The sequence below is a fragment of the Pseudomonas sp. Irchel s3b2 genome, assembly GCF_900187445.1.
GTDB lineage: Bacteria > Pseudomonadota > Gammaproteobacteria > Pseudomonadales > Pseudomonadaceae > Aquipseudomonas.
In genome coordinates, this window is record NZ_FYEB01000008.1 from 95,639 (window position 1) to 114,912 (window position 19,274).

At 58.6% G+C, this 19,274-nt stretch carries 17 protein-coding genes; 1 reads left to right on the forward strand and 16 read right to left on the reverse strand.

Annotated features, from left to right (window positions below; translation table 11 throughout):
* Positions 1-30: 30 nt before the first annotated feature.
* Positions 31-876, reverse strand: coding sequence for an S-formylglutathione hydrolase (gene fghA / locus CKW20_RS18020; protein ID WP_095054144.1), 846 nt, complete (start codon positions 874-876; stop codon positions 31-33).
* Between the two features lie 8 nt (positions 877-884).
* Complete coding sequence (locus CKW20_RS18025; RefSeq protein WP_095054145.1) at positions 885-1,997, reverse strand: S-(hydroxymethyl)glutathione dehydrogenase/class III alcohol dehydrogenase; 1,113 nt, start codon at positions 1,995-1,997, stop codon at positions 885-887.
* 106 nt (positions 1,998-2,103) lie between these two features.
* On the opposite strand from CKW20_RS18025, the gene CKW20_RS18030 reads away from it, so the two are divergent.
* Positions 2,104-3,000, forward strand: a complete 897-nt coding sequence (locus tag CKW20_RS18030) for a LysR substrate-binding domain-containing protein (protein ID WP_095054146.1) — start codon at positions 2,104-2,106, stop codon at positions 2,998-3,000.
* Positions 3,001-3,075: 75 nt separating this feature from the next.
* On the opposite strand, the gene ispD is transcribed toward CKW20_RS18030, so the two are convergent.
* The 14 genes from ispD to CKW20_RS18100 all read right to left on the reverse strand — a co-directional run bounded on the left by ispD (position 3,076) and on the right by CKW20_RS18100 (position 19,261).
* Positions 3,076-3,783 (reverse strand): 2-C-methyl-D-erythritol 4-phosphate cytidylyltransferase, encoded by a 708-nt coding sequence (gene ispD / locus CKW20_RS18035; protein WP_095054147.1) that lies wholly within the window; start codon positions 3,781-3,783, stop codon positions 3,076-3,078.
* Positions 3,780-4,058 (reverse strand): cell division protein FtsB, encoded by a 279-nt coding sequence (gene ftsB, locus CKW20_RS18040; RefSeq protein WP_007907178.1) that lies wholly within the window; start codon positions 4,056-4,058, stop codon positions 3,780-3,782. Before ftsB ends, ispD begins: the two co-directional genes overlap by 4 nt.
* 171 nt (positions 4,059-4,229) lie before the next feature.
* On the reverse strand, positions 4,230-5,519 hold the full coding sequence (gene eno, locus CKW20_RS18045; RefSeq protein ID WP_095054148.1) for a phosphopyruvate hydratase: 1,290 nt from the start codon (positions 5,517-5,519) through the stop codon (positions 4,230-4,232).
* A 163-nt stretch (positions 5,520-5,682) separates the two neighbouring features.
* Positions 5,683-6,528: a 3-deoxy-8-phosphooctulonate synthase gene (gene kdsA, locus CKW20_RS18050; protein ID WP_095054149.1), complete on the reverse strand. Its 846-nt coding sequence runs from the start codon at positions 6,526-6,528 to the stop codon at positions 5,683-5,685.
* Between the two features lie 5 nt (positions 6,529-6,533).
* Complete coding sequence (locus tag CKW20_RS18055) at positions 6,534-8,165, reverse strand: CTP synthase (RefSeq protein WP_030127979.1); 1,632 nt, start codon at positions 8,163-8,165, stop codon at positions 6,534-6,536.
* Between the two features lie 274 nt (positions 8,166-8,439).
* Positions 8,440-9,768, reverse strand: a complete 1,329-nt coding sequence (tilS, locus tag CKW20_RS18060) for a tRNA lysidine(34) synthetase TilS (RefSeq protein WP_095054150.1) — start codon at positions 9,766-9,768, stop codon at positions 8,440-8,442.
* A gap of 132 nt (positions 9,769-9,900) precedes the next feature.
* Complete coding sequence (locus CKW20_RS18065) at positions 9,901-10,848, reverse strand: acetyl-CoA carboxylase carboxyltransferase subunit alpha (RefSeq protein ID WP_095054151.1); 948 nt, start codon at positions 10,846-10,848, stop codon at positions 9,901-9,903.
* A 153-nt stretch (positions 10,849-11,001) separates the two neighbouring features.
* Positions 11,002-14,523 (reverse strand): DNA polymerase III subunit alpha, encoded by a 3,522-nt coding sequence (gene dnaE, locus CKW20_RS18070; RefSeq protein ID WP_095054152.1) that lies wholly within the window; start codon positions 14,521-14,523, stop codon positions 11,002-11,004.
* 82 nt (positions 14,524-14,605) lie between these two features.
* Positions 14,606-15,247, reverse strand: a complete 642-nt coding sequence (gene rnhB, locus CKW20_RS18075) for a ribonuclease HII (protein WP_095054153.1) — start codon at positions 15,245-15,247, stop codon at positions 14,606-14,608.
* Positions 15,247-16,374: a lipid-A-disaccharide synthase gene (gene lpxB, locus CKW20_RS18080; protein ID WP_095054154.1), complete on the reverse strand. Its 1,128-nt coding sequence runs from the start codon at positions 16,372-16,374 to the stop codon at positions 15,247-15,249. Before lpxB ends, rnhB begins: the two co-directional genes overlap by 1 nt.
* A gap of 2 nt (positions 16,375-16,376) precedes the next feature.
* Complete coding sequence (gene lpxA, locus CKW20_RS18085) at positions 16,377-17,153, reverse strand: acyl-ACP--UDP-N-acetylglucosamine O-acyltransferase (protein ID WP_095054155.1); 777 nt, start codon at positions 17,151-17,153, stop codon at positions 16,377-16,379.
* Positions 17,150-17,590, reverse strand: a complete 441-nt coding sequence (gene fabZ / locus CKW20_RS18090; protein ID WP_007907157.1) for a 3-hydroxyacyl-ACP dehydratase FabZ — start codon at positions 17,588-17,590, stop codon at positions 17,150-17,152. The genes lpxA and fabZ overlap by 4 nt, the downstream gene beginning before the upstream one ends.
* A gap of 108 nt (positions 17,591-17,698) precedes the next feature.
* Positions 17,699-18,754: a UDP-3-O-(3-hydroxymyristoyl)glucosamine N-acyltransferase gene (lpxD, locus tag CKW20_RS18095; RefSeq protein ID WP_095054156.1), complete on the reverse strand. Its 1,056-nt coding sequence runs from the start codon at positions 18,752-18,754 to the stop codon at positions 17,699-17,701.
* A gap of 3 nt (positions 18,755-18,757) precedes the next feature.
* A complete protein-coding gene (locus tag CKW20_RS18100; RefSeq protein ID WP_007907155.1) occupies positions 18,758-19,261 on the reverse strand; it encodes an OmpH family outer membrane protein in 504 nt (167 codons plus the stop codon).
* Positions 19,262-19,274: the final 13 nt, after the last annotated feature.

Here is a 19,274-nt window from a genome sequence, read left to right on the forward strand (position 1 = left end):
GATTATTGTCAGGGCGTGATTCTACCTGCATTAGGCGCCTAGAGCGCGCGCATGATGTTGCAGGTGGTCGTCAATGAAGCTGGCGATGAAGAAATAACTGTGGTCGTAGCCCGGTTGCAGACGCAACGTCAGCGGATGGCCCGTCAGTTTGGCGGCCTGTTGCAAGGTTTCAGGCTTGAGCTGGGTGGCCAGGAAATCATCGCGATCCCCCTGATCGACCAGCAGCGGCAGCTTCTCGTCAGCCTCGGCAATCAATGCACAGGCATCCCACTCGCGCCACTTCGAACGGTCTTCTCCCAAGTAACGGGAAAAGGCTTTCTGGCCCCAAGGGCAATCCATCGGGTTGTTGATCGGCGAGAACGCCGACACTGACAGATAACGCCCCGGATTGCGCAACGCGCAGACCAGCGCGCCGTGCCCCCCCATGGAGTGACCGCTGATGCCGCGCTTTTCCGATGTAGGGAAATGCGCTTCGACCAATGCCGGCAATTCCTGCACGACATAGTCATGCATCCGATAGTGTCGGGACCATGGTTCCTGCGTGGCATTCAGATAAAACCCGGCACCGAGACCGAAGTCCCAGGCGCCATCCGGATCGCCCGGCACATCAGGACCGCGCGGGCTGGTGTCCGGCGCGACGATGATCAGCCCAAGCTCGGCGGCCATGCGCATGGCGCCGGCCTTTTGCATGAAGTTCTCGTCGGTGCAGGTCAGGCCGGACAACCAGTACAGCACCGGCAATTTGCCGCCCTGCTCTGCTTGCGGCGGCAGGTACACCGCAAACACCATGTCGCAACCGAGCACTTCCGAGCGGTGCCGATAGCGCTTGTGCCAGCCGCCGAAGCTTTTCTGGCAGGAGATATTTTCCAGGCTCATGACCGACCTCAGAAATGGATGACGGTACGGATGCTTTTGCCTTCATGCATCAGGTCAAACGCCTTGTTGATATCTTCCAGGCCCATCGTGTGGGTGATGAAGGTATCCAGTGGAATCTCGCCGGTCTGGGCCATTTCGACATAGCTTGGCAACTCGGTACGCCCACGCACACCACCGAACGCCGAACCGCGCCAGACGCGACCGGTCACCAACTGGAATGGACGGGTGGAGATTTCCTGACCGGCGCCGGCCACGCCGATGATCACCGACTCACCCCAACCTTTATGGCAGCACTCAAGTGCAGCACGCATCAACTGGACGTTGCCGATGCATTCGAAGGAAAAGTCGACGCCGCCATCGGTCATGTCGACGATCACTTCCTGAATCGGACGATCAAAGTCTTTCGGGTTTACACAATCGGTCGCGCCCAATTGCCTGGCGATCTCGAACTTGGCCGGATTGATGTCGATGGCGATGATCCGCCCTGCCTTGGCTTTGACCGCGCCAATCACAGCTGACAGACCGATGCCGCCCAAGCCGAAGATCGCGACAGTGTCACCCGGTTTGACCTTGGCAGTGTTGATTACCGCGCCGATGCCCGTGGTGACGCCACAACCCAGCAGGCAGACTTTTTCCAATGGCGCTTCTTTAGGAATTTTGGCAACGGAGATTTCCGGCAGCACGGTGTACTCGGAAAACGTCGAAGTGCCCATATAGTGGAAAATCGTTTCGCCCTTGTAGGAAAAACGCGAAGTGCCATCCGGCATCAGGCCTTTACCCTGCGTCGCACGAATCGCCTGACAGAGGTTGGTTTTGCCCGACAGACAGAATTTGCACTTGCCGCATTCCGGGGTGTACAGCGGGATCACATGGTCGCCGACCGCGACCGAGGTCACGCCCTCGCCGATCGCTTCGACCACCGCACCACCTTCGTGACCCAGGATCGACGGGAAGATACCTTCCGGGTCAGCGCCCGAGAGGGTGTAGGCATCGGTATGGCAAACACCGGAGGCGACGACGCGCAGCAGAACTTCCCCAGCCTTGGGCATGGCGACATCGACTTCAACGATCTCGAGGGGTTTCTTGGCCTCGAAGGCAACGGCGGCGCGCGACTTGATCATGCTGACTCTCCAGTGAATAAAAACGAGACAAGGAGTGTAATACAGCGTCTTACGATGAATAATCGGGACAAAAGCAAAACATTATTGCCATACAGGGATAATCCTGATGTCCGAAAACCGCTGGGAAGGCATCGATGAGTTCGTCGCCGTGGCCGAATGCAGCCAATTCACCGCTGCGGCCGAGCGTCTTGGGGTGTCTTCCTCTCACATCAGTCGCCAAATCGTACGGCTGGAAGAGCGCCTGCAAACCCGTTTGCTCTATCGCAGCACCCGCCGGGTCACACTGACCGAGGCCGGGCAAACCTTTTTGCAACATTGCCAGCGTTTGCAGGACGGTCGCGAGGAAGCGTTGCGCGCTGTCGGCGACCTGACCAGCGAACCCAAAGGCATGCTGCGCATGACCTGTGCCGTTGCCTACGGCGAACGATTCATCGTGCCATTGGTGACTCGCTTCATGGGGCTATATCCGCAACTTCGCATCGACATCGAGCTGAGCAACCGTCCGCTCGATCTCGTGCATGAAGGGCTGGACCTGGCCATCCGCCTCGGCCGCCTACAAGATTCAAGATTGGTGGCGACACGTCTGGCACCACGGCGCATGTACCTGTGCGCTTCACCGTCCTACCTGGAACGGTATGGTCGCCCACACAGCTTGTCGGAACTGAGTCGCCATAACTGCCTTATCGGCAGTTCGGACATCTGGCAACTGGAACAGAACGGGCGGGAATTTTCCCAGCGCGTACAGGGAAACTGGCGCTGCAACAGTGGGCAGGCAGTGCTCGATGCCGCGCTGCAAGGAGTTGGGTTGTGTCAGCTGCCGGATTACTACGTGCTGGAATACCTGAAAAACGGCGAATTGATCTCGCTGCTGGAAGCCCATCAACCGCCAAACACAGCCGTTTGGGCGCTTTACCCACAGCAACGGCATCTGTCGCCGAAGGTGCGCAAGTTGGTGGATTACTTGAAGGAAGGGTTGGCCGAACGGCCGGAGTATCGAAGCTAGGAGGTCGCCGGCGTGTCAGCGAGACGTCGGTTGTCTGAACTGCCGCTATCGCGAGCAACACAGAAACAAAGTCAATCAGCGGCGGTTAACCCAACGCTGGCGCAACCACTCAAGGTCTTCGGGGCGAGTGACTTTGATGTTATCGGATCGCCCTTCAATCAGACGCGGCGCCTGGCCTGACCATTCCATGGCCGAGGCTTCGTCGGTAACGACGACGTCCGCCACCAGACTGTCCGCCAACGCTCGATGCAACGCGCCAAGGCGAAACATTTGCGGCGTATAGGCCTGCCAGATCACGCTGCGATCCACCGTTTCCAGCACGCGCCCATGCTGGTCGACCCGCTTGAGGGTATCGCGCGCAGGTACCGCCAACAGACCGCCTACCGGATCGTCGGCCAACTCACTGAGCAATTTATCGAGATCATCACGCGCCAGATTCGGTCGTGCGGCATCGTGAACCAACACCCAATCCTCATCGTCAGCGCCTTGGGCATGCAGATGCAGCAAGGCATTGAGTACCGAGCCGGAGCGCTCGGCGCCACCTTCAACCCGCTGAATACGCGGATCAGTCGCACACGCCAGGTTAGGCCAGTAAGGATCGTCTATTGCAAGACTGACCACCAACCCTTTCAGGGCAGGATGATCGAGGAAACAGCCAAGGCTGTGTTCGAGAATAGTGCGCCCGCCCAGCTGCAAATATTGCTTGGGACGGTCCGCGGCCATACGGGCACCGACGCCCGCGGCAGGAATCACGGCCCAGAAGGCCGGTAACGAATTAATCATTGGGCCAACTGGTAAAGGGTTTCACCGTCCTTGACCATGCCCAACTCATGACGAGCCCGTTCTTCAACGGTCTCCATGCCCTTTTTCAATTCGCTGACTTCGGCGTCCATCACTCGATTGCGCTCCAGCAACGCCTCGTTCTCGGCGTGTTGATCCGCAATCTGCTGCTTCAGCTCGGCCACTTGCGCCAGACTGCCATTACCCACCCACAGGCGGTACTGCAGACCGGCCAGCAGCAAGAGTAAGACGAGGAACAACCAATTGGGACTGCGCATCGAATATCAGGTATCCAGTGAAAAAAGACAGCCATGCCAAAACTTTGAAGCTTCTGATAGCACGAAGCCTGGAAGAACCAGGCTTGTGCTCTTAAGGCATCAGATTAGTGGCAAATCCATCGCTGCTGCGATTTTTCCGACACAATCCGGTGTCTTTTTACCAATTTCCGCTTAACCGCGGAATTCGCTACGACCGTTGTACTTGGCTTTGCCATTCAACTGCTCTTCGATACGCAGCAGTTGGTTGTACTTGGAAACACGGTCGGAACGGCACAGGGAGCCGGTCTTGATCTGGCCAGCCGAGGTGCCCACGGCCAGGTCGGCAATGGTCGAATCTTCGGTTTCGCCGGAGCGGTGCGAGATCACGGCGGTGTAACCCGCGGCCTTGGCCATCTGGATGGCTTCCAGGGTTTCGGTCAGGGTGCCGATCTGGTTGAACTTGATCAGGATAGAGTTGGCGATCTTTTTATCGATGCCTTCTTTCAGGATCTTGGTGTTGGTCACGAACAGGTCGTCGCCCACCAGCTGAGTCTTCTCGCCGATTTTGTCGGTGAGGATTTTCCAGCCAGCCCAGTCGGACTCGTCCAGACCGTCTTCGATGGAGATGATCGGGTAACGCTCGGTCAGACCTTTCAGGTAATCGGCGAAACCTTCAGCGGTGAACACCTGGCCTTCGCCGGACAGGTTGTACTTGCCGTCTTCGTAGAATTCGCTGGCCGCGCAGTCCAGGGCCAGGGTCACGTCGGTGCCCAGCTTGTAACCGGCGTTGGCCACAGCTTCGGAGATCACTTTCAAAGCGTCTTCGTTGGAGGCCAGGTTCGGCGCGAAACCACCTTCGTCACCGACGGCAGTGCTCAGGCCACGAGCCTTCAGAACGGCTTTGAGGTGATGGAAAATCTCGGTGCCCATGCGCAGACCTTCCGAGAAAGACTTGGCGCCGACTGGCTGAACCATGAATTCCTGGATGTCGACGTTGTTATCGGCGTGCTCGCCACCGTTGATGATGTTCATCATCGGAACCGGCATCGAGTAAACACCCGGGGTGCCGTTCAGGTTGGCGATGTGTGCGTACAACGGCAGGTCCTGGTCCTGTGCTGCTGCCTTGGCCGCAGCCAGGGAAACGGCGAGGATCGCGTTGGCGCCCAGGGAGCCTTTGTTTTCAGTACCGTCGAGCTTTATCATCGCTTGATCCAGCGCTTTCTGGTCGCTTGGGTCTGCACCCAGCAACAGATCGCGGATCGGACCGTTGATGTTGCCGACGGCTTTCAGAACGCCTTTGCCCAGGTAACGGCTCTTGTCGCCATCACGCAGCTCGAGTGCTTCACGCGAGCCAGTGGAAGCACCGGATGGCGCGCAAGCGCTGCCGATGATGCCGTTATCGAGAAGCACGTCTGCTTCCACAGTGGGATTGCCACGGGAGTCGAGAACTTCACGACCTTTGATGTCGACGATCTTTGCCATTGTTGTAAACACTCCAAAGTTGACGAAAACGCTTTTTACCGCTCGATTTATAACTTGTGGGTCATATTGCTTTGGTAGGAGCTGGCTTGCCAGCGAAGAAGTCTTCGCAAGACTTGAGGGTCCCTTCGCTGGCAAGCCAGCTCCTACACAGGAGAAATGAGGTTTACGCAGTTTCTACCGTCGGAAAACTCTTCACCAGTTCGTCCAGTGCTTTGAGCTGGGCCAGGAAAGGCTCCAGTTTGTCCAGACGCAAGGCGCAAGGGCCATCGCATTTGGCATTGTCCGGATCCGGATGCGCTTCGAGGAACAGACCGGCCAGCGACTGACTCATGCCGGCCTTGGCCAGATCAGTTACTTGGGCACGACGACCACCGGCGGAATCGGAACGACCGCCGGGCATTTGCAGCGCGTGGGTCACGTCGAAGAATACCGGGTATTCGAACTGCTTCATGACGCCGAAGCCGAGCATGTCGACCACCAGGTTGTTGTAGCCGAAGCTCGAACCACGCTCGCAGAGGATCAATTGATCGTTACCGGCTTCTACGCATTTGTTCAGGATGTGTTTCATTTCCTGAGGTGCGAGGAACTGGGCTTTCTTGATGTTGATCACCGCGCCGGTCTTGGCCATCGCAACCACGAGGTCGGTCTGGCGCGACAGGAAGGCCGGCAACTGGATGATGTCGCAGACTTCAGCGACGACCGCGGCCTGATCAGGCTCGTGGACGTCGGTGATGATCGGCACGCCGAAGGCTTGCTTGATGTCCTGGAAAATCCGCATGCCCTCTTCCAGGCCGGGGCCACGGTAAGAGGTCACAGAAGACCTGTTGGCTTTGTCGAAACTGGCCTTGAACACGTAAGGGATACCGAGTTTTTCGGTGACCTTTACGTACTCTTCGCAGACCTGCATCGCCATGTCGCGGCTTTCCAGCACGTTCATGCCACCGAACAGCACCATCGGCTTGTCGTTAGCGATCTCGATGTTGCCTACGCGGATGATTTTCTGTGCCATCAGGTTTACGCCTTCTTCTGGTGTTGGGCCAAAGCGGCTTTGACGAAACCGCTGAACAACGGGTGACCGTCGCGTGGCGTCGAGGTGAACTCAGGGTGGAACTGGCAAGCGACGAACCATGGATGATCCGGCGCTTCGACCACTTCAACCAGCGCGCCATCACCGGAACGACCGGAGATTTTCAGACCGGCCTCGATAATTTGCGGCAGCAGATTGTTGTTCACTTCGTAGCGATGACGGTGACGCTCGACGATCACGTCCTTGGCGTAGCAATCGTGCACCAGGGAACCTGGCTCAAGCAGGCAATCCTGAGCACCAAGGCGCATGGTGCCGCCCAGATCGGAAGTTTCGGTACGGGTTTCGACTGCACCGGTGGCATCTTCCCACTCGGTGATCAGACCCACGACCGGGTGACCGCTGGTGCGATCGAACTCGGTGGAGTTGGCGTCTTTCCAGCCCATGACGTTACGAGCGAACTCGATCACCGCCACTTGCATGCCCAGGCAGATACCCAGGTATGGAACCTTGTTTTCGCGAGCGTATTGAACGGCAGTGATCTTGCCTTCAACGCCACGCAGACCAAAGCCGCCCGGTACCAGAATCGCGTCGACGCCTTCCAGCAGCGCAGTGCCCTGGTTCTCGATGTCTTCGGAATCGATGTAGCGCAGGTTGACCTTGGTGCGGTTGCTGATGCCGGCGTGACTCATCGCTTCGATCAGCGACTTGTAGGCGTCCAGCAGCTCCATGTATTTGCCGACCATCGCGATGGTGACTTCGTGCTCCGGGTTGAGCTTGGCATCAACCACCGCTTCCCACTCGGACAGATCGGCGCTGTCGCATTGCAGGCCGAAACGCTCGACGACGAAATCATCCAGGCCCTGGGAGTGCAGAATGCCCGGGATCTTGTAGATGGTGTCGGCGTCTTCCAGCGCGATCACTGCACGTTCTTCAACGTTGGTGAACTGCGCGATCTTGCGACGCGAAGAGATGTCGATCGGGTGATCGGAACGGCACACCAGCACGTCTGGTTGCAGGCCAATGGAACGCAGTTCCTTGACCGAGTGCTGAGTCGGTTTGGTTTTGGTTTCGCCGGCAGTGGCGATGTACGGCACCAGCGTCAAGTGCATAAGCATCGCGCGCTTGGCACCGACTTCGAAACGCAATTGACGGATCGCTTCGAGGAACGGTTGCGATTCGATGTCACCCACGGTGCCACCGATCTCGACCATGGCCACGTCGGCATCGCCGGCGCCCTTGATGATCCGGCGCTTGATTTCGTCGGTGATGTGCGGGATCACCTGAATGGTTGCGCCCAGGTAATCACCACGGCGCTCTTTGCGCAGGACGTGTTCGTAGACACGGCCGGTGGTGAAGTTGTTGTTCTGGGTCATGGTCGTGCGGATGAACCGCTCGTAGTGGCCCAGGTCCAGGTCGGTCTCGGCGCCGTCGTGGGTGACGAACACTTCACCGTGCTGGAACGGGCTCATGGTGCCCGGGTCAACGTTGATGTACGGGTCCAGCTTCAGCATGGTGACCTTAAGTCCCCGCGCCTCCAGGATGGCCGCCAATGAAGCCGATGCAATGCCTTTCCCCAATGAAGAAACAACACCGCCCGTGACGAATATGTAGCGCGTCATGAAAAACCCTAGAAGTCTGCGTTAAAGCGGTCCGAGCCGCCGGGGAAAGCGAAGGAAGGCCGAAGCCCCCGATCACCTGCATTAATCACAGTGCACCTTTCAAAAAAACCGCCGCGTTGGGACAGACCGGTAGATGAAACACCGATAGGTTGCTCGCTACACATTTTTTGGAATCGCCCAGCAAAGACTGCTTGGTAATCGGCAACTCCTGCGATTCAGGCGAATCCACAGAAGTTGTATCAAGAAGGGAGCGTAGTCTACCGGAAAGCCCCTTTCAGCTCAAACCTTGATCTTCGACCTGCGGCTGCCAATGCAAATACCAGCCACCTTGCTCACCGCCATTTAGCCCCCGCAGGTTCGCCACTGCCAGCAATTGCTGGCCTCTATAGACCAGCGGCAATCTGCCACGGGCGAAGCGCGGTACGCCGCTTTCGTTGAGCAAACGCTTCAAGTCACGGTGGCCGCGATCGGGCAGGTTCATGACCTCGCCTCCCTCACGATAGCGGATCTGCAGCGGGCCAACGGGGATCTGACCGGTGAGCGTGAGTACGCCATTATCCGGCAACGCCAGCGATACCGAGGGTTCAGCCCAAGATACCGGCGACGGCGGAGTGCGCAGCCAGCCACCCGACAACCACCAGAGACGCCCACCCGCGCGATGCAATTCACCCGCCGCCAGCCGCCAGACCGGACACGCATCGCCGGTCGCATCGCGCAAATTTTCCCAACCCGACCAATGGTCACTGTCCGGTAAAGACGTCAGCGGTTTAAGCCAATGACTTAGCGCGTTGCGCTGGCGTGCATCAGACAATATTTCCAGTGGTGCTAGCTCCAGCGACGGCAAACCCAGCCAATCGAAATCGCTGACCGTGGTCGCGTGGGCCAGATCGATTTGCGCCAATTCGTCGAGCAGTCCTTGTGCTTCGCTCAGATGCGCAGCGCTGCGTGCCATGGTCGCCATTGCTTGCGGCCAGCGCTGGGTCAACACCGGGAACACCTGATGACGCAGATAATTGCGCGAGAACTGGCGATCCTGGTTCGACGGATCCTCGATCCAGCTCAACTGATATTCAGTCGCGTAGGCCTCAAGCTCGGCGCGAGTGACATCTAGCAATGGCCGCAACAGATGCCCCCGGCCCAAAGGACGCTCGCTTGGCATCCCCGACAACCCTCTCACTCCTGCCCCACGCATCAGCCGAAACAACAGGGTTTCTGCCTGATCGTCACGGTGTTGGCCAGTGAGCAGCACTTCACCGGCGTGAATCGCCACGATGAAGGCGCCATAACGCGCATCCCGCGCCGCGCGCTCAAGGCTGGCGCCAGGCTCAACCTGAACGCGCACAACCTCTAGCGGCACGCCCAACGCATCACAGACCGACTGACAATGTTCCGGCCACGCATCAGCCGCAGCCTGAAGGCCGTGGTGGACATGGATGGCGGTCAGCGCCGGCAGGGATTGGGTTTTCGCAAGGTGCGCGAGAAGGTGCAGCAGGACGGTGGAGTCGAGACCACCGGAGAACGCGATGCGCCAGGTTGTGGCGGTGCGCCACGGCGTAAGGTTGCGCAGGAGAATGGTAGGCAAATCAATCGTGGACTTACTCATATCGATCACTGTACGCAAATCAACTGTAGGAGCGAGCTTGCTCGCGAAGGCAGTTCAACATTCAACACATCAGTTGACTGCTATTCCGCTTTCGCGAGCAAGCTCGCTCCTACATGGATAAAGCGCGGTCGATCAGAGACCGTAGCTCATCAGACGCTCGTAACGGCGGGCCAGCAGCGCGTCGTTGTCGAACTTCTTCAGCATCGCCAGTTGCGAGCTCAGCTCCGCGCGGATCGAGGCAGCGGCAGCGGCCGGATCACGATGAGCGCCGCCCAACGGCTCGCCGATCACTTTATCGACAATGCCCAGGCCCTTCAGACGCTCGGCAGTGATGCCCATGGCTTCAGCGGCATCCGGGGCTTTCTCGGCGGTTTTCCACAGAATCGAGGCGCAACCTTCCGGCGAAATCACCGCGTAGGTCGAGTACTGCAGCATGTTCAACTGATCGCAGACACCGATCGCCAGTGCACCACCGGAACCACCCTCACCGATCACGGTGGCGATGATTGGGGTTTTCAGGCGCGCCATAACGCGCAGGTTCCAGGCAATCGCTTCGCTCTGGTTGCGCTCTTCGGCGTCGATGCCCGGGTAAGCACCCGGAGTGTCGATGAAGGTCAGGATCGGCATTTTGAAACGCTCGGCCATTTCCATCAGGCGGCACGCCTTGCGGTAGCCTTCCGGACGCGGCATGCCGAAGTTGCGGCGAACCTTCTCGCGCACTTCGCGGCCTTTCTGGTGACCGATGATCATCACCGGCTTGTCGTCCAGACGGGCAACACCACCCACGATAGCAGCATCGTCGGAGAAGTGACGGTCGCCGTGCAGTTCGTCGAACTCGGTGAAGATGTGTTCGATATAGTCCAGGGTATACGGACGTTTCGGGTGACGCGCCAGGCGAGCGATCTGCCAGCTGGTCAGCTTGCCGAAGATGTCTTCGGTCAGCGTACTGCTCTTGTCCTGCAGGCGGGAGATCTCATCGCCGATATTCAGCGAATTGTCATTACCGACCAAGCGCAGTTCTTCGATCTTGGCTTGCAGGTCGGCGATCGGCTGTTCGAAATCAAGAAAGTTCGGGTTCATAGGCGTCCGCTTGGGTCGACGTCCAAGAAAGCTTGGGCCGGCCGGTTGTCTATTCGCGCCCTACCTTAAGGGACAGGCGCGTTCAGGTCGAGATTAAAAATTCTGGTCTAGCTCAGGGCACCGCTCTTAATGGCAAAGAATGCACCCTGACCATTAACGGTATTGGAGGAAGACGTTGTCTCGCCCGAACTGGTCACGCAGGGCTTGAATCAAGGCATCCGCCGGGTCGATCCGCCAGGTCTCGCCGAACTGCAACAAGGCCTTCGCATCGGGACTGGTGTACTCCATGGTGATCGGGCACGCGCCGCGGTGGCGCTTGAACAGCTCACCCAGCCAGCGTAGCTGATCACCTTTCAAATCCTTGGTGTGCAACTTCAGGCGCAGGCTTTCGGCCAGGTTGGTGCGCGCATCTTCCATGCTCATGACACGCTTGACCCGCAGCCGCAGGCCGCCAGAGAAGTCGTCATTGCTGACTTCGCCTTCGACCACCACCATCGCGTCGGTCTGCAACAGCGACTGTGCGGAATGGAAGGCGTCGGCAAACAGCGAGGCTTCGATCCGCCCGGAGCGGTCGTCGAGGGTGATGAAACCCATCTTGTCGCCTTTTTTGTTCTTCATCACTCGCAGGGCGATGATCATGCCCGCGACTGTCTGGGTATCGCGAGCCGGCTTCAGGTCGATGATGCGCTGACGGGCGAAGCGACGGATCTCGCCTTCGTACTCGTCGATCGGGTGACCGGTCAGATACAGGCCCAGGGTATCTTTCTCCCCTTTCAGGCGTTCCTTGAGGGTCAGTTCCTTGGCCTTGCGATGATTGACGTAGACATCGGCGTCTTCTTCAACGAACAGACCGCCAAACAGATCGGCATGCCCACTGTCGTGGGTGCGAGCGGTCTGTTCGGCAGCCTTGATCGCTTCTTCCATCGCCGTCAGCAAGACCGCTCGGTTACGGTCGATATTGGCTTGATAGGCTTTCGGCTCATCGTGGAAGTACGGACCCAGACGATCCAGCGCGCCGCTGCGAATCAAACCGTCGAGGGTGCGCTTGTTGATGCGCTTGAGATCGACCCGGGCGCAGAAATCAAAGAGATCCTTGAACGGGCCTTCCTGGCGCGCCTCGGTGATCGCTTCGACCGGCCCCTCGCCAACACCCTTGATCGCGCCCAGTCCGTAAATGATCCGGCCTTCGTCATTCACCGTGAACTTGAACTCAGAGGTGTTCACATCCGGTGCGTCGAGGCGCAGCTTCATGGTCCGCACTTCTTCGATCAAGGTCACGACCTTGTCGGTGTTGTGCATATCCGCTGACAGTACCGCGGCCATGAACGGCGCCGGGTAGTGGGCTTTCAGCCACGCGGTCTGGTACGACACCAGGCCGTAGGCGGCGGAGTGGGATTTGTTGAAGCCGTAACCGGCGAACTTCTCTACCAGGTCGAAGATGTTACCGGCCAGGTCGGCGTCGATATTGTTGGTGGCGCAACCTTCAATGAAACCGCCACGCTGCTTGGCCATTTCTTCGGGTTTTTTCTTACCCATGGCGCGACGCAGCATGTCCGCACCACCAAGGGTGTAACCGGCCATGACCTGGGCAATCTGCATCACCTGTTCCTGATACAGGATGATGCCGTAAGTCGGCGCCAGGACGGGCTTGAGGCCTTCGTACTGGTAATCCGAGTGCGGGTAGGCGAGTTCGGCGCGACCGTGCTTACGGTTGATGAAGTCGTCCACCATGCCCGATTGCAGCGGGCCCGGACGGAACAGGGCCACCAGTGCGATCAAGTCTTCCAGGCAGTCGGGCTTGAGCTTTTTGATCAGCTCTTTCATGCCGCGCGACTCGAGCTGGAACACCGCGGTGGTTTCGGCTTTTTGCAGCAACGTGTAAGTCGGTTTGTCGTCCAGCGGGATAAAGGCGATATCCAGCGGCGGCTCATTGACCTTGGCGCGGTCGCGGTTGATGGTTTTCAGTGCCCAGTCGATGATCGTCAGGGTCCGCAGACCGAGGAAGTCGAACTTCACCAGACCGGCAGCCTCGACGTCGTCCTTGTCGAACTGGGTTACCAGGCCATCGCCCGCTTCGTCGCAATAGATCGGCGAGAAGTCGGTCAGCTTGGTCGGCGCGATCACCACACCACCGGCGTGCTTGCCGACGTTACGCACAACGCCTTCAAGCTTGCGCGCCATCTCCCAGATTTCCGCAGCCTCTTCATCGACCTTGATGAAGTCGCGCAGGATTTCTTCCTGCTCGTAGGCTTTTTCCAGGGTCATGCCGACTTCGAATGGAATCATCTTCGACAGACGATCCGCCAAGCCGTAGGACTTGCCCTGCACTCGCGCCACGTCTCGGACCACCGCTTTCGCCGCCATGGAACCGAAGGTGATGATCTGGCTGACCGCGTTGCGACCGTATTTCTCGGCCACGTATTCGATCACCCGATCACGGCCGTCCATGCAGAAGTCGACGTCGAAGTCGGGCATGGAAACCCGTTCCGGGTTGAGGAATCGTTCGAACAGCAGGTCATATTCCAGCGGGTCGAGGTCGGTGATCTTTTGCACGTAGGCCACCAGCGACCCGGCACCCGATCCACGACCCGGACCGACCGGCACGCCGTTGCTCTTGGCCCACTGGATGAAGTCCATCACGATCAGGAAGTAACCGGGGAAGCCCATCTGGATGATGATATCCAGCTCGAAATTCAACCGGTCGACGTAGACCTGGCGCTTGGCTTCGTAGTCTTCGGTGGTGTCCTTGGGCAGCAGAACGGTGAGGCGCTCTTCCAGACCGTCGAAGGACACCTTGCGGAAGTACTCATCGATGGTCATGCCATCGGGAATCGGGAAGTTGGGCAGGAAGTGCTTGCCCAATTTCACGTCGATGTTGCAGCGCTTGGCAATCTCGACGGTGTTTTCCAGCGCCTCGGGCAGGTCACTGAACAGCTCGGCCATTTCCTCGGCGCTTTTGAGGTATTGCTGATCACTGTAATTCTTCGAACGCCGCGGATCGTCGAGGGCGCGACCTTCACCGATGCACACGCGGGTTTCGTGGGCTTCGAAGTCTTCCTGCTTGATGAAGCGCACGTCATTGGTCGCCACCAGCGGCGCGCCGATCTTCGCCGCCAGGGCCACGGCGCCGTGCAGTTGCTCTTCGTCATTGGGGCGGCTGGTGCGCTGGACTTCCAGATAGAAGCGATCCGGGAACACCGCCATCCACTCGCGCGCCAGGGTTTCGGCTTCGTCCGGGTTGCCGCTGAGCATGGCCAGGCCGATCTCGCCCTCTTTCGCCGCCGACAGCATGATCAAGCCTTCGCTGGCTTCGGCCACCCACTCACGCTCGATGATGATCGAGCCATTGCGCTGGCCATCGATGAAGCCACGAGAGATCAGTTCGGTGAGGTTGCGATAACCCACGGCGTTCATCGCCAGCAGGCTGATCCGGCTCAAGGCGTTGTCCGGATCCTTGTTCGACAGCCACAGGTCGGCGCCGCAGATCGGCTTGATCCCCGCACCCATGGCAGCTTTATAGAATTTGACCAGGGAACACATGTTGTTCTGGTCAGTGACCGCCACGGCAGGCATGTTCATGCCGACCAGGGTCTTGACCAGCGGCTTGATCCGCACCAGACCGTCGACCAGGGAATATTCAGTGTGCAGGCGTAGGTGAACGAATGAAGCCGGCATAGTGATCCTGTCTAGAAACTAGAAACGTAAAGACAACAAGGCCCGGATTGTACCGGGCCTTGAGTAAAACATCAGCCTGCGACTAACTACCGATCAGGTTTTCCAGCGCTTCGTAAGCCTCCCGTACTGGAGCAAACGAACGGCGGTGGATCGGCGTAGGACCAAGGCGTATCAGCGCTTCCAGATGAACGGGCGTCGCGTAGCCTTTGTGGCTACCGATCCCGTAACCCGGATAAATCAATTCGAACGCGGCCATTTCTCGATCACGGCTGACCTTGGCCAGAATCGATGCCGCAGCAATGGCAGGCACCTTGCCGTCACCCTGGATCACCGCTTCCGCACGCATCGAGAGTTTCGGGCAACGGTTACCGTCGATCATCGCCAGTTTCGGCTGAATGTGCAGCCCCTCGACGGCACGTTGCATGGCCAACATGGTGGCGTGAAGTATGTTCAGCTCGTCGATTTCTTCTACTTCAGCCCGGGCGACATACCAGCTCAGGGCTTTTTCGCAGATTTCGTCGTAAAGCGCTTCACGGCGAGCTTCGGTGAGCTTCTTCGAATCGTTGAGGCCCAGGATGGGGCGGCTCGGATCGAGGATCACCGCCGCCGTCACCACCGCACCACACAGTGGGCCGCGACCGACTTCATCGACACCTGCCACCAGATCTACAACTTCATCGACTAGCATAAAATCCAGGCCCAGCTGCTTACTTGCTTTGCTCATTATGCTCTGCCAATCAGGTTCAGTACCGCATCCGCTGCCTGATTGGAGGCGTCCAAGCGCAGGGTTCGGTGGATTTCGTCAAAGCCTCGGGTCTGCTCCTGACCACCTTCGATCAGTGGCGACAGGGTCTGGGCCAAGGCCTCGACTGTCGCATCGTCCTGCAACAACTCCGGCACCAGCAGGCGCTGGGCCAGCAGATTCGGCAACGAGACGTAGGGACTCTTCACCATCCGTTTGAGAATCCAGAACGTCAGCGGTGCCAAGCGATAAGCGACCACCATCGGCCGCTTGTACAACAATGCTTCCAGCGTAGCCGTGCCCGAAGCGATCAATACGGCGTCACAAGCCGCCAGGGCCAGATGGGATTTGCCGTCGAGCAAGGTCAGCGGCAGATCGCGACCGGCCAGCAGCTCTTCAAGCTGGGCCCGGCGCTGCGGGCTCGCGCATGGCATGACGAACTGTACGCCCGGACGCATGGCGCGCAAGCGCTGGGCGGTGTCGAGGAACAGCGCACCAAGGCGCCCGACCTCACCGCCACGGCTGCCCGGCATCAGGGCGACCAGCGGCCCGTCCGGCAAGCCAAGTTCGGTCCGCGCTGCAGCGCGATCAGCCTCAAGCGGAATCGCATCGGCCAGGGAATGCCCGACAAACCGCACTGGCACGCCCTTCTCTTCATAAAATTTAGCTTCGAACGGGAACAGCGTCAGCATCAGGTCGCAACCTTCGCGAATCTTCAGCACCCGCTTCTGCCGCCAGGCCCAGACCGACGGGCTGACGTAATGCACGGTCTTGATTCCGGCCTGACGCAGCTTGAGTTCGATATTGAGGTTGAAATCCGGAGCGTCGATACCGATGAACACGTCCGGCTTCTCGGCGACCAGGTCCGCGACCAGTTTCTTGCGACGCTTGAGCAACTCGCGCAACCGGCCCAGCACTTCCACCAGGCCCATCACAGAAAGACGTTCCATCGGGAAATACGAGGTCAGGCCTTCGGCTTGCATCAGCGGACCGCCGACACCGATGAACTCGACCGCCGGATGCCGAGCCTTGAGCGCACGCATGAGGCCCGCACCCAGAATGTCACCGGAAGCCTCTCCCGCCACCAGCGCAATACGCAAATTGGCCATGGTTAACGGGTGATGCCGCGGGTCGAAGACTGGATGGAGTCACGGAACACCGCGACTTCCGGGAACTGAAGCGAGGGTTCGGCCAGCTCGGCGAGCGCTTGTTCGACTGTCAGACCCTGGCGGTAAACCACCTTGTAGGCACGACGCAGCGCGTGGATCGCATCTTCGCTGAAACCGCGACGGCGCATGCCTTCGAAATTCATGCTGCGGGCTTCGGCCGGATTGCCGAATACCGTGACATAGGCTGGAACGTCCTTGCCAATGGCCGTGCCCATGCCGGAAAAGCTGTGGGCGCCAATGTGACAATACTGGTGAACCAGGGTAAAACCGGACAGTATCGCCCAGTCTTCGACGTGCACATGGCCCGCCAACGCTGTGTTGTTGACCAGAATGCAGTGATTGCCGATGACGCTGTCGTGACCGATGTGAGCATAGGCCATGATCAGGTTGTGATCGCCCAGGGTCGTTTCCGAACGGTCCTGAACGGTCCCGCGGTGAATCGTCACGCCTTCGCGGATGACGTTGTGGTCACCGATGACCAGACGGGTTTCTTCGCCCTTGTATTTCAGATCGGGCGTGTCCTCGCCTACCGAAGAAAACTGGTAGATACGATTATGCTTACCGATTCGGGTCGGGCCTTTGAGAATCACATGCGGCCCGATCACTGTCCCCTCGCCGATTTCCACACCTGCGCCGATGATCGACCAAGGGCCGACTTCGACGTCGTCGGCCAGAACGGCCGTCGGATCGATGATTGCGCGAGGGTCAATCAAACTCATAGTTTGCGTTCCGCGCAGATGATTTCAGCGGAGCAGACTGGCTTGCCATCGACCGAAGCCTGGCACTCGAACTTCCAGATCTGACGCTTGCAGCTCAGGAACTTGGCTTCCAGGATCAGCTGATCGCCTGGCAGTACGGGCTGGCGGAAGCGCAGCTTGTCGGAGCCGACGAAGTAATAAAGCGTGCCGTCGGCAGGCTTCACGTCGAGCATTTTGAAACCAAGGATCCCGGCAGCCTGAGCCATCGCTTCGATGATCAATACGCCCGGCATGATTGGATGCGCAGGGAAATGACCATTGAAGAACGGTTCGTTGATGCTGACATTCTTGTAGGCGCGAATGCGCTTGCCTTCCACATCCAGATCCACGACCCGATCCACCAGCAGGAACGGGTAACGGTGAGGCAGGTATTCGCGAATCTCGTTGATGTCCATCATTTCGGGGGGAAGCCTATGTAAAGATTGGGAGCGCGCGACTGACGCGCACTCCTCTAGCAAATCAAGGAGGCAGTCTAACGGCTGTGCACACTTGATATGGAAATGGTATCAGCCATCTGATGAAGCATTACCGTCAGGGGTCACGTCCCCTACACGCTTTTCCAGCTGTCGCAGACGTCGCGCGATGTCATCGAGCTGACGGATACGTGCCGCGCTTTTGCGCCATTCGGCTGCCGGTTGCATCGCCGTACCGGAAGAATAGGAACCCGGCTCGGTAATCGAGTGGGTCACCATGGTCATCCCGGTCAGGAAAACGTTGTCGCAAATCTCGATATGCCCCACCAGCCCTACGCCACCGGCGAGCATGCAATGCTTGCCGATTTTGGTGCTGCCGGAAATCCCTACACAGGCGGCCATGGCGGTGTGGTCACCGACCTGAACGTTGTGGGCAATCTGAATCTGATTGTCGAGCTTCACACCATTGCCGATAACGGTATCGGCCAGCGCGCCACGATCGATAGCGGTATTTACGCCTATTTCCACGTCATCGCCGATCGAGACGCCGCCGATCTGGGCGATTTTCTGCCAGACACCTTTCTCGTTGGCAAAACCGAAGCCTTCACCGCCGAGCACGGCACCGGACTGAATCACCACCCGTTTACCGATGCGCACGTCGTGATACAGCGTGACGCGCGGAGCCAACCAGCCGCCCTCGCCGATTTCGCTGCGCGCACCGATGAAGCAATGAGCCCCAACGGTCACATCTGCGCCAATACGCGCTGCACTTTCGATCACCGCAAAAGCACCGATGCTCGCCGCCGGATCGACCACTGCATCCGCCGCCACCACCGCTGTCGGATGAATACCGGCAGGCGCCTTGGGCTTTGGATCGAACAGGTGGGAAACGCGCGCGTAGGCCAGATACGGATCCGGCACCACCAGTGCATCACCGGTAAAACCTTCAGCGTCAGCGGCCTTCAGCAATACAGCTGCGGCCTGACTGCCAGCCAGGTATTTACGGTATTGAGGATTTGCCAGAAAGCTCAACTGAGCTGGGCCAGCCTCTTGCAAAGTGGCTAGCCCAGTAATTTCTTTCTTCGGGTCGCCACGTAAGGTGGCGCCGAGGAACTCGGCCAACTGGCCGAGCTTTATAGTCGCTGTCATGGGTTACTTCAGCTGATTCATGCGCTCGATAACCTGGCGAGTGATGTCGTACTGCGGTTTGACATCAATCACTGCGCCACGCTCGAAGACCAGGTCAAAAGCACCTTTCTTGATGACTTCTTCCACAGCGCTGTCCAGTTTCGGCTTGAGCTGTTTCAGCATTTCACGGTCGGCAACGGCCTTGGCTTCGTTCAGTTCCTTGGACTGGAACTGGAAATCACGGGCCTTTTGCTTGAATTCGAGCTCCAGACGCTCACGCTCGCCTTGTTGCATTTTGTCGCCACCGGCCATCAGACGGTCCTGGATACCCTTGGCGCTGCTTTCCAGGCTTTTGAGCTTGGTCAGTTGCGGGCCGAACTTCTTCTCGGCATCCACGGCGTATTTTTTCGCCGCGTCGGATTCCAGCAGTGCCATCTGATAGTTCAGAACGGCGATTTTCATGTCGGCAAAAGCCGGACCTGCTACCAGTACGGTCGCCAGGAGAACCAATTGAGTCAACTTACGCACGATGCACTCCTAC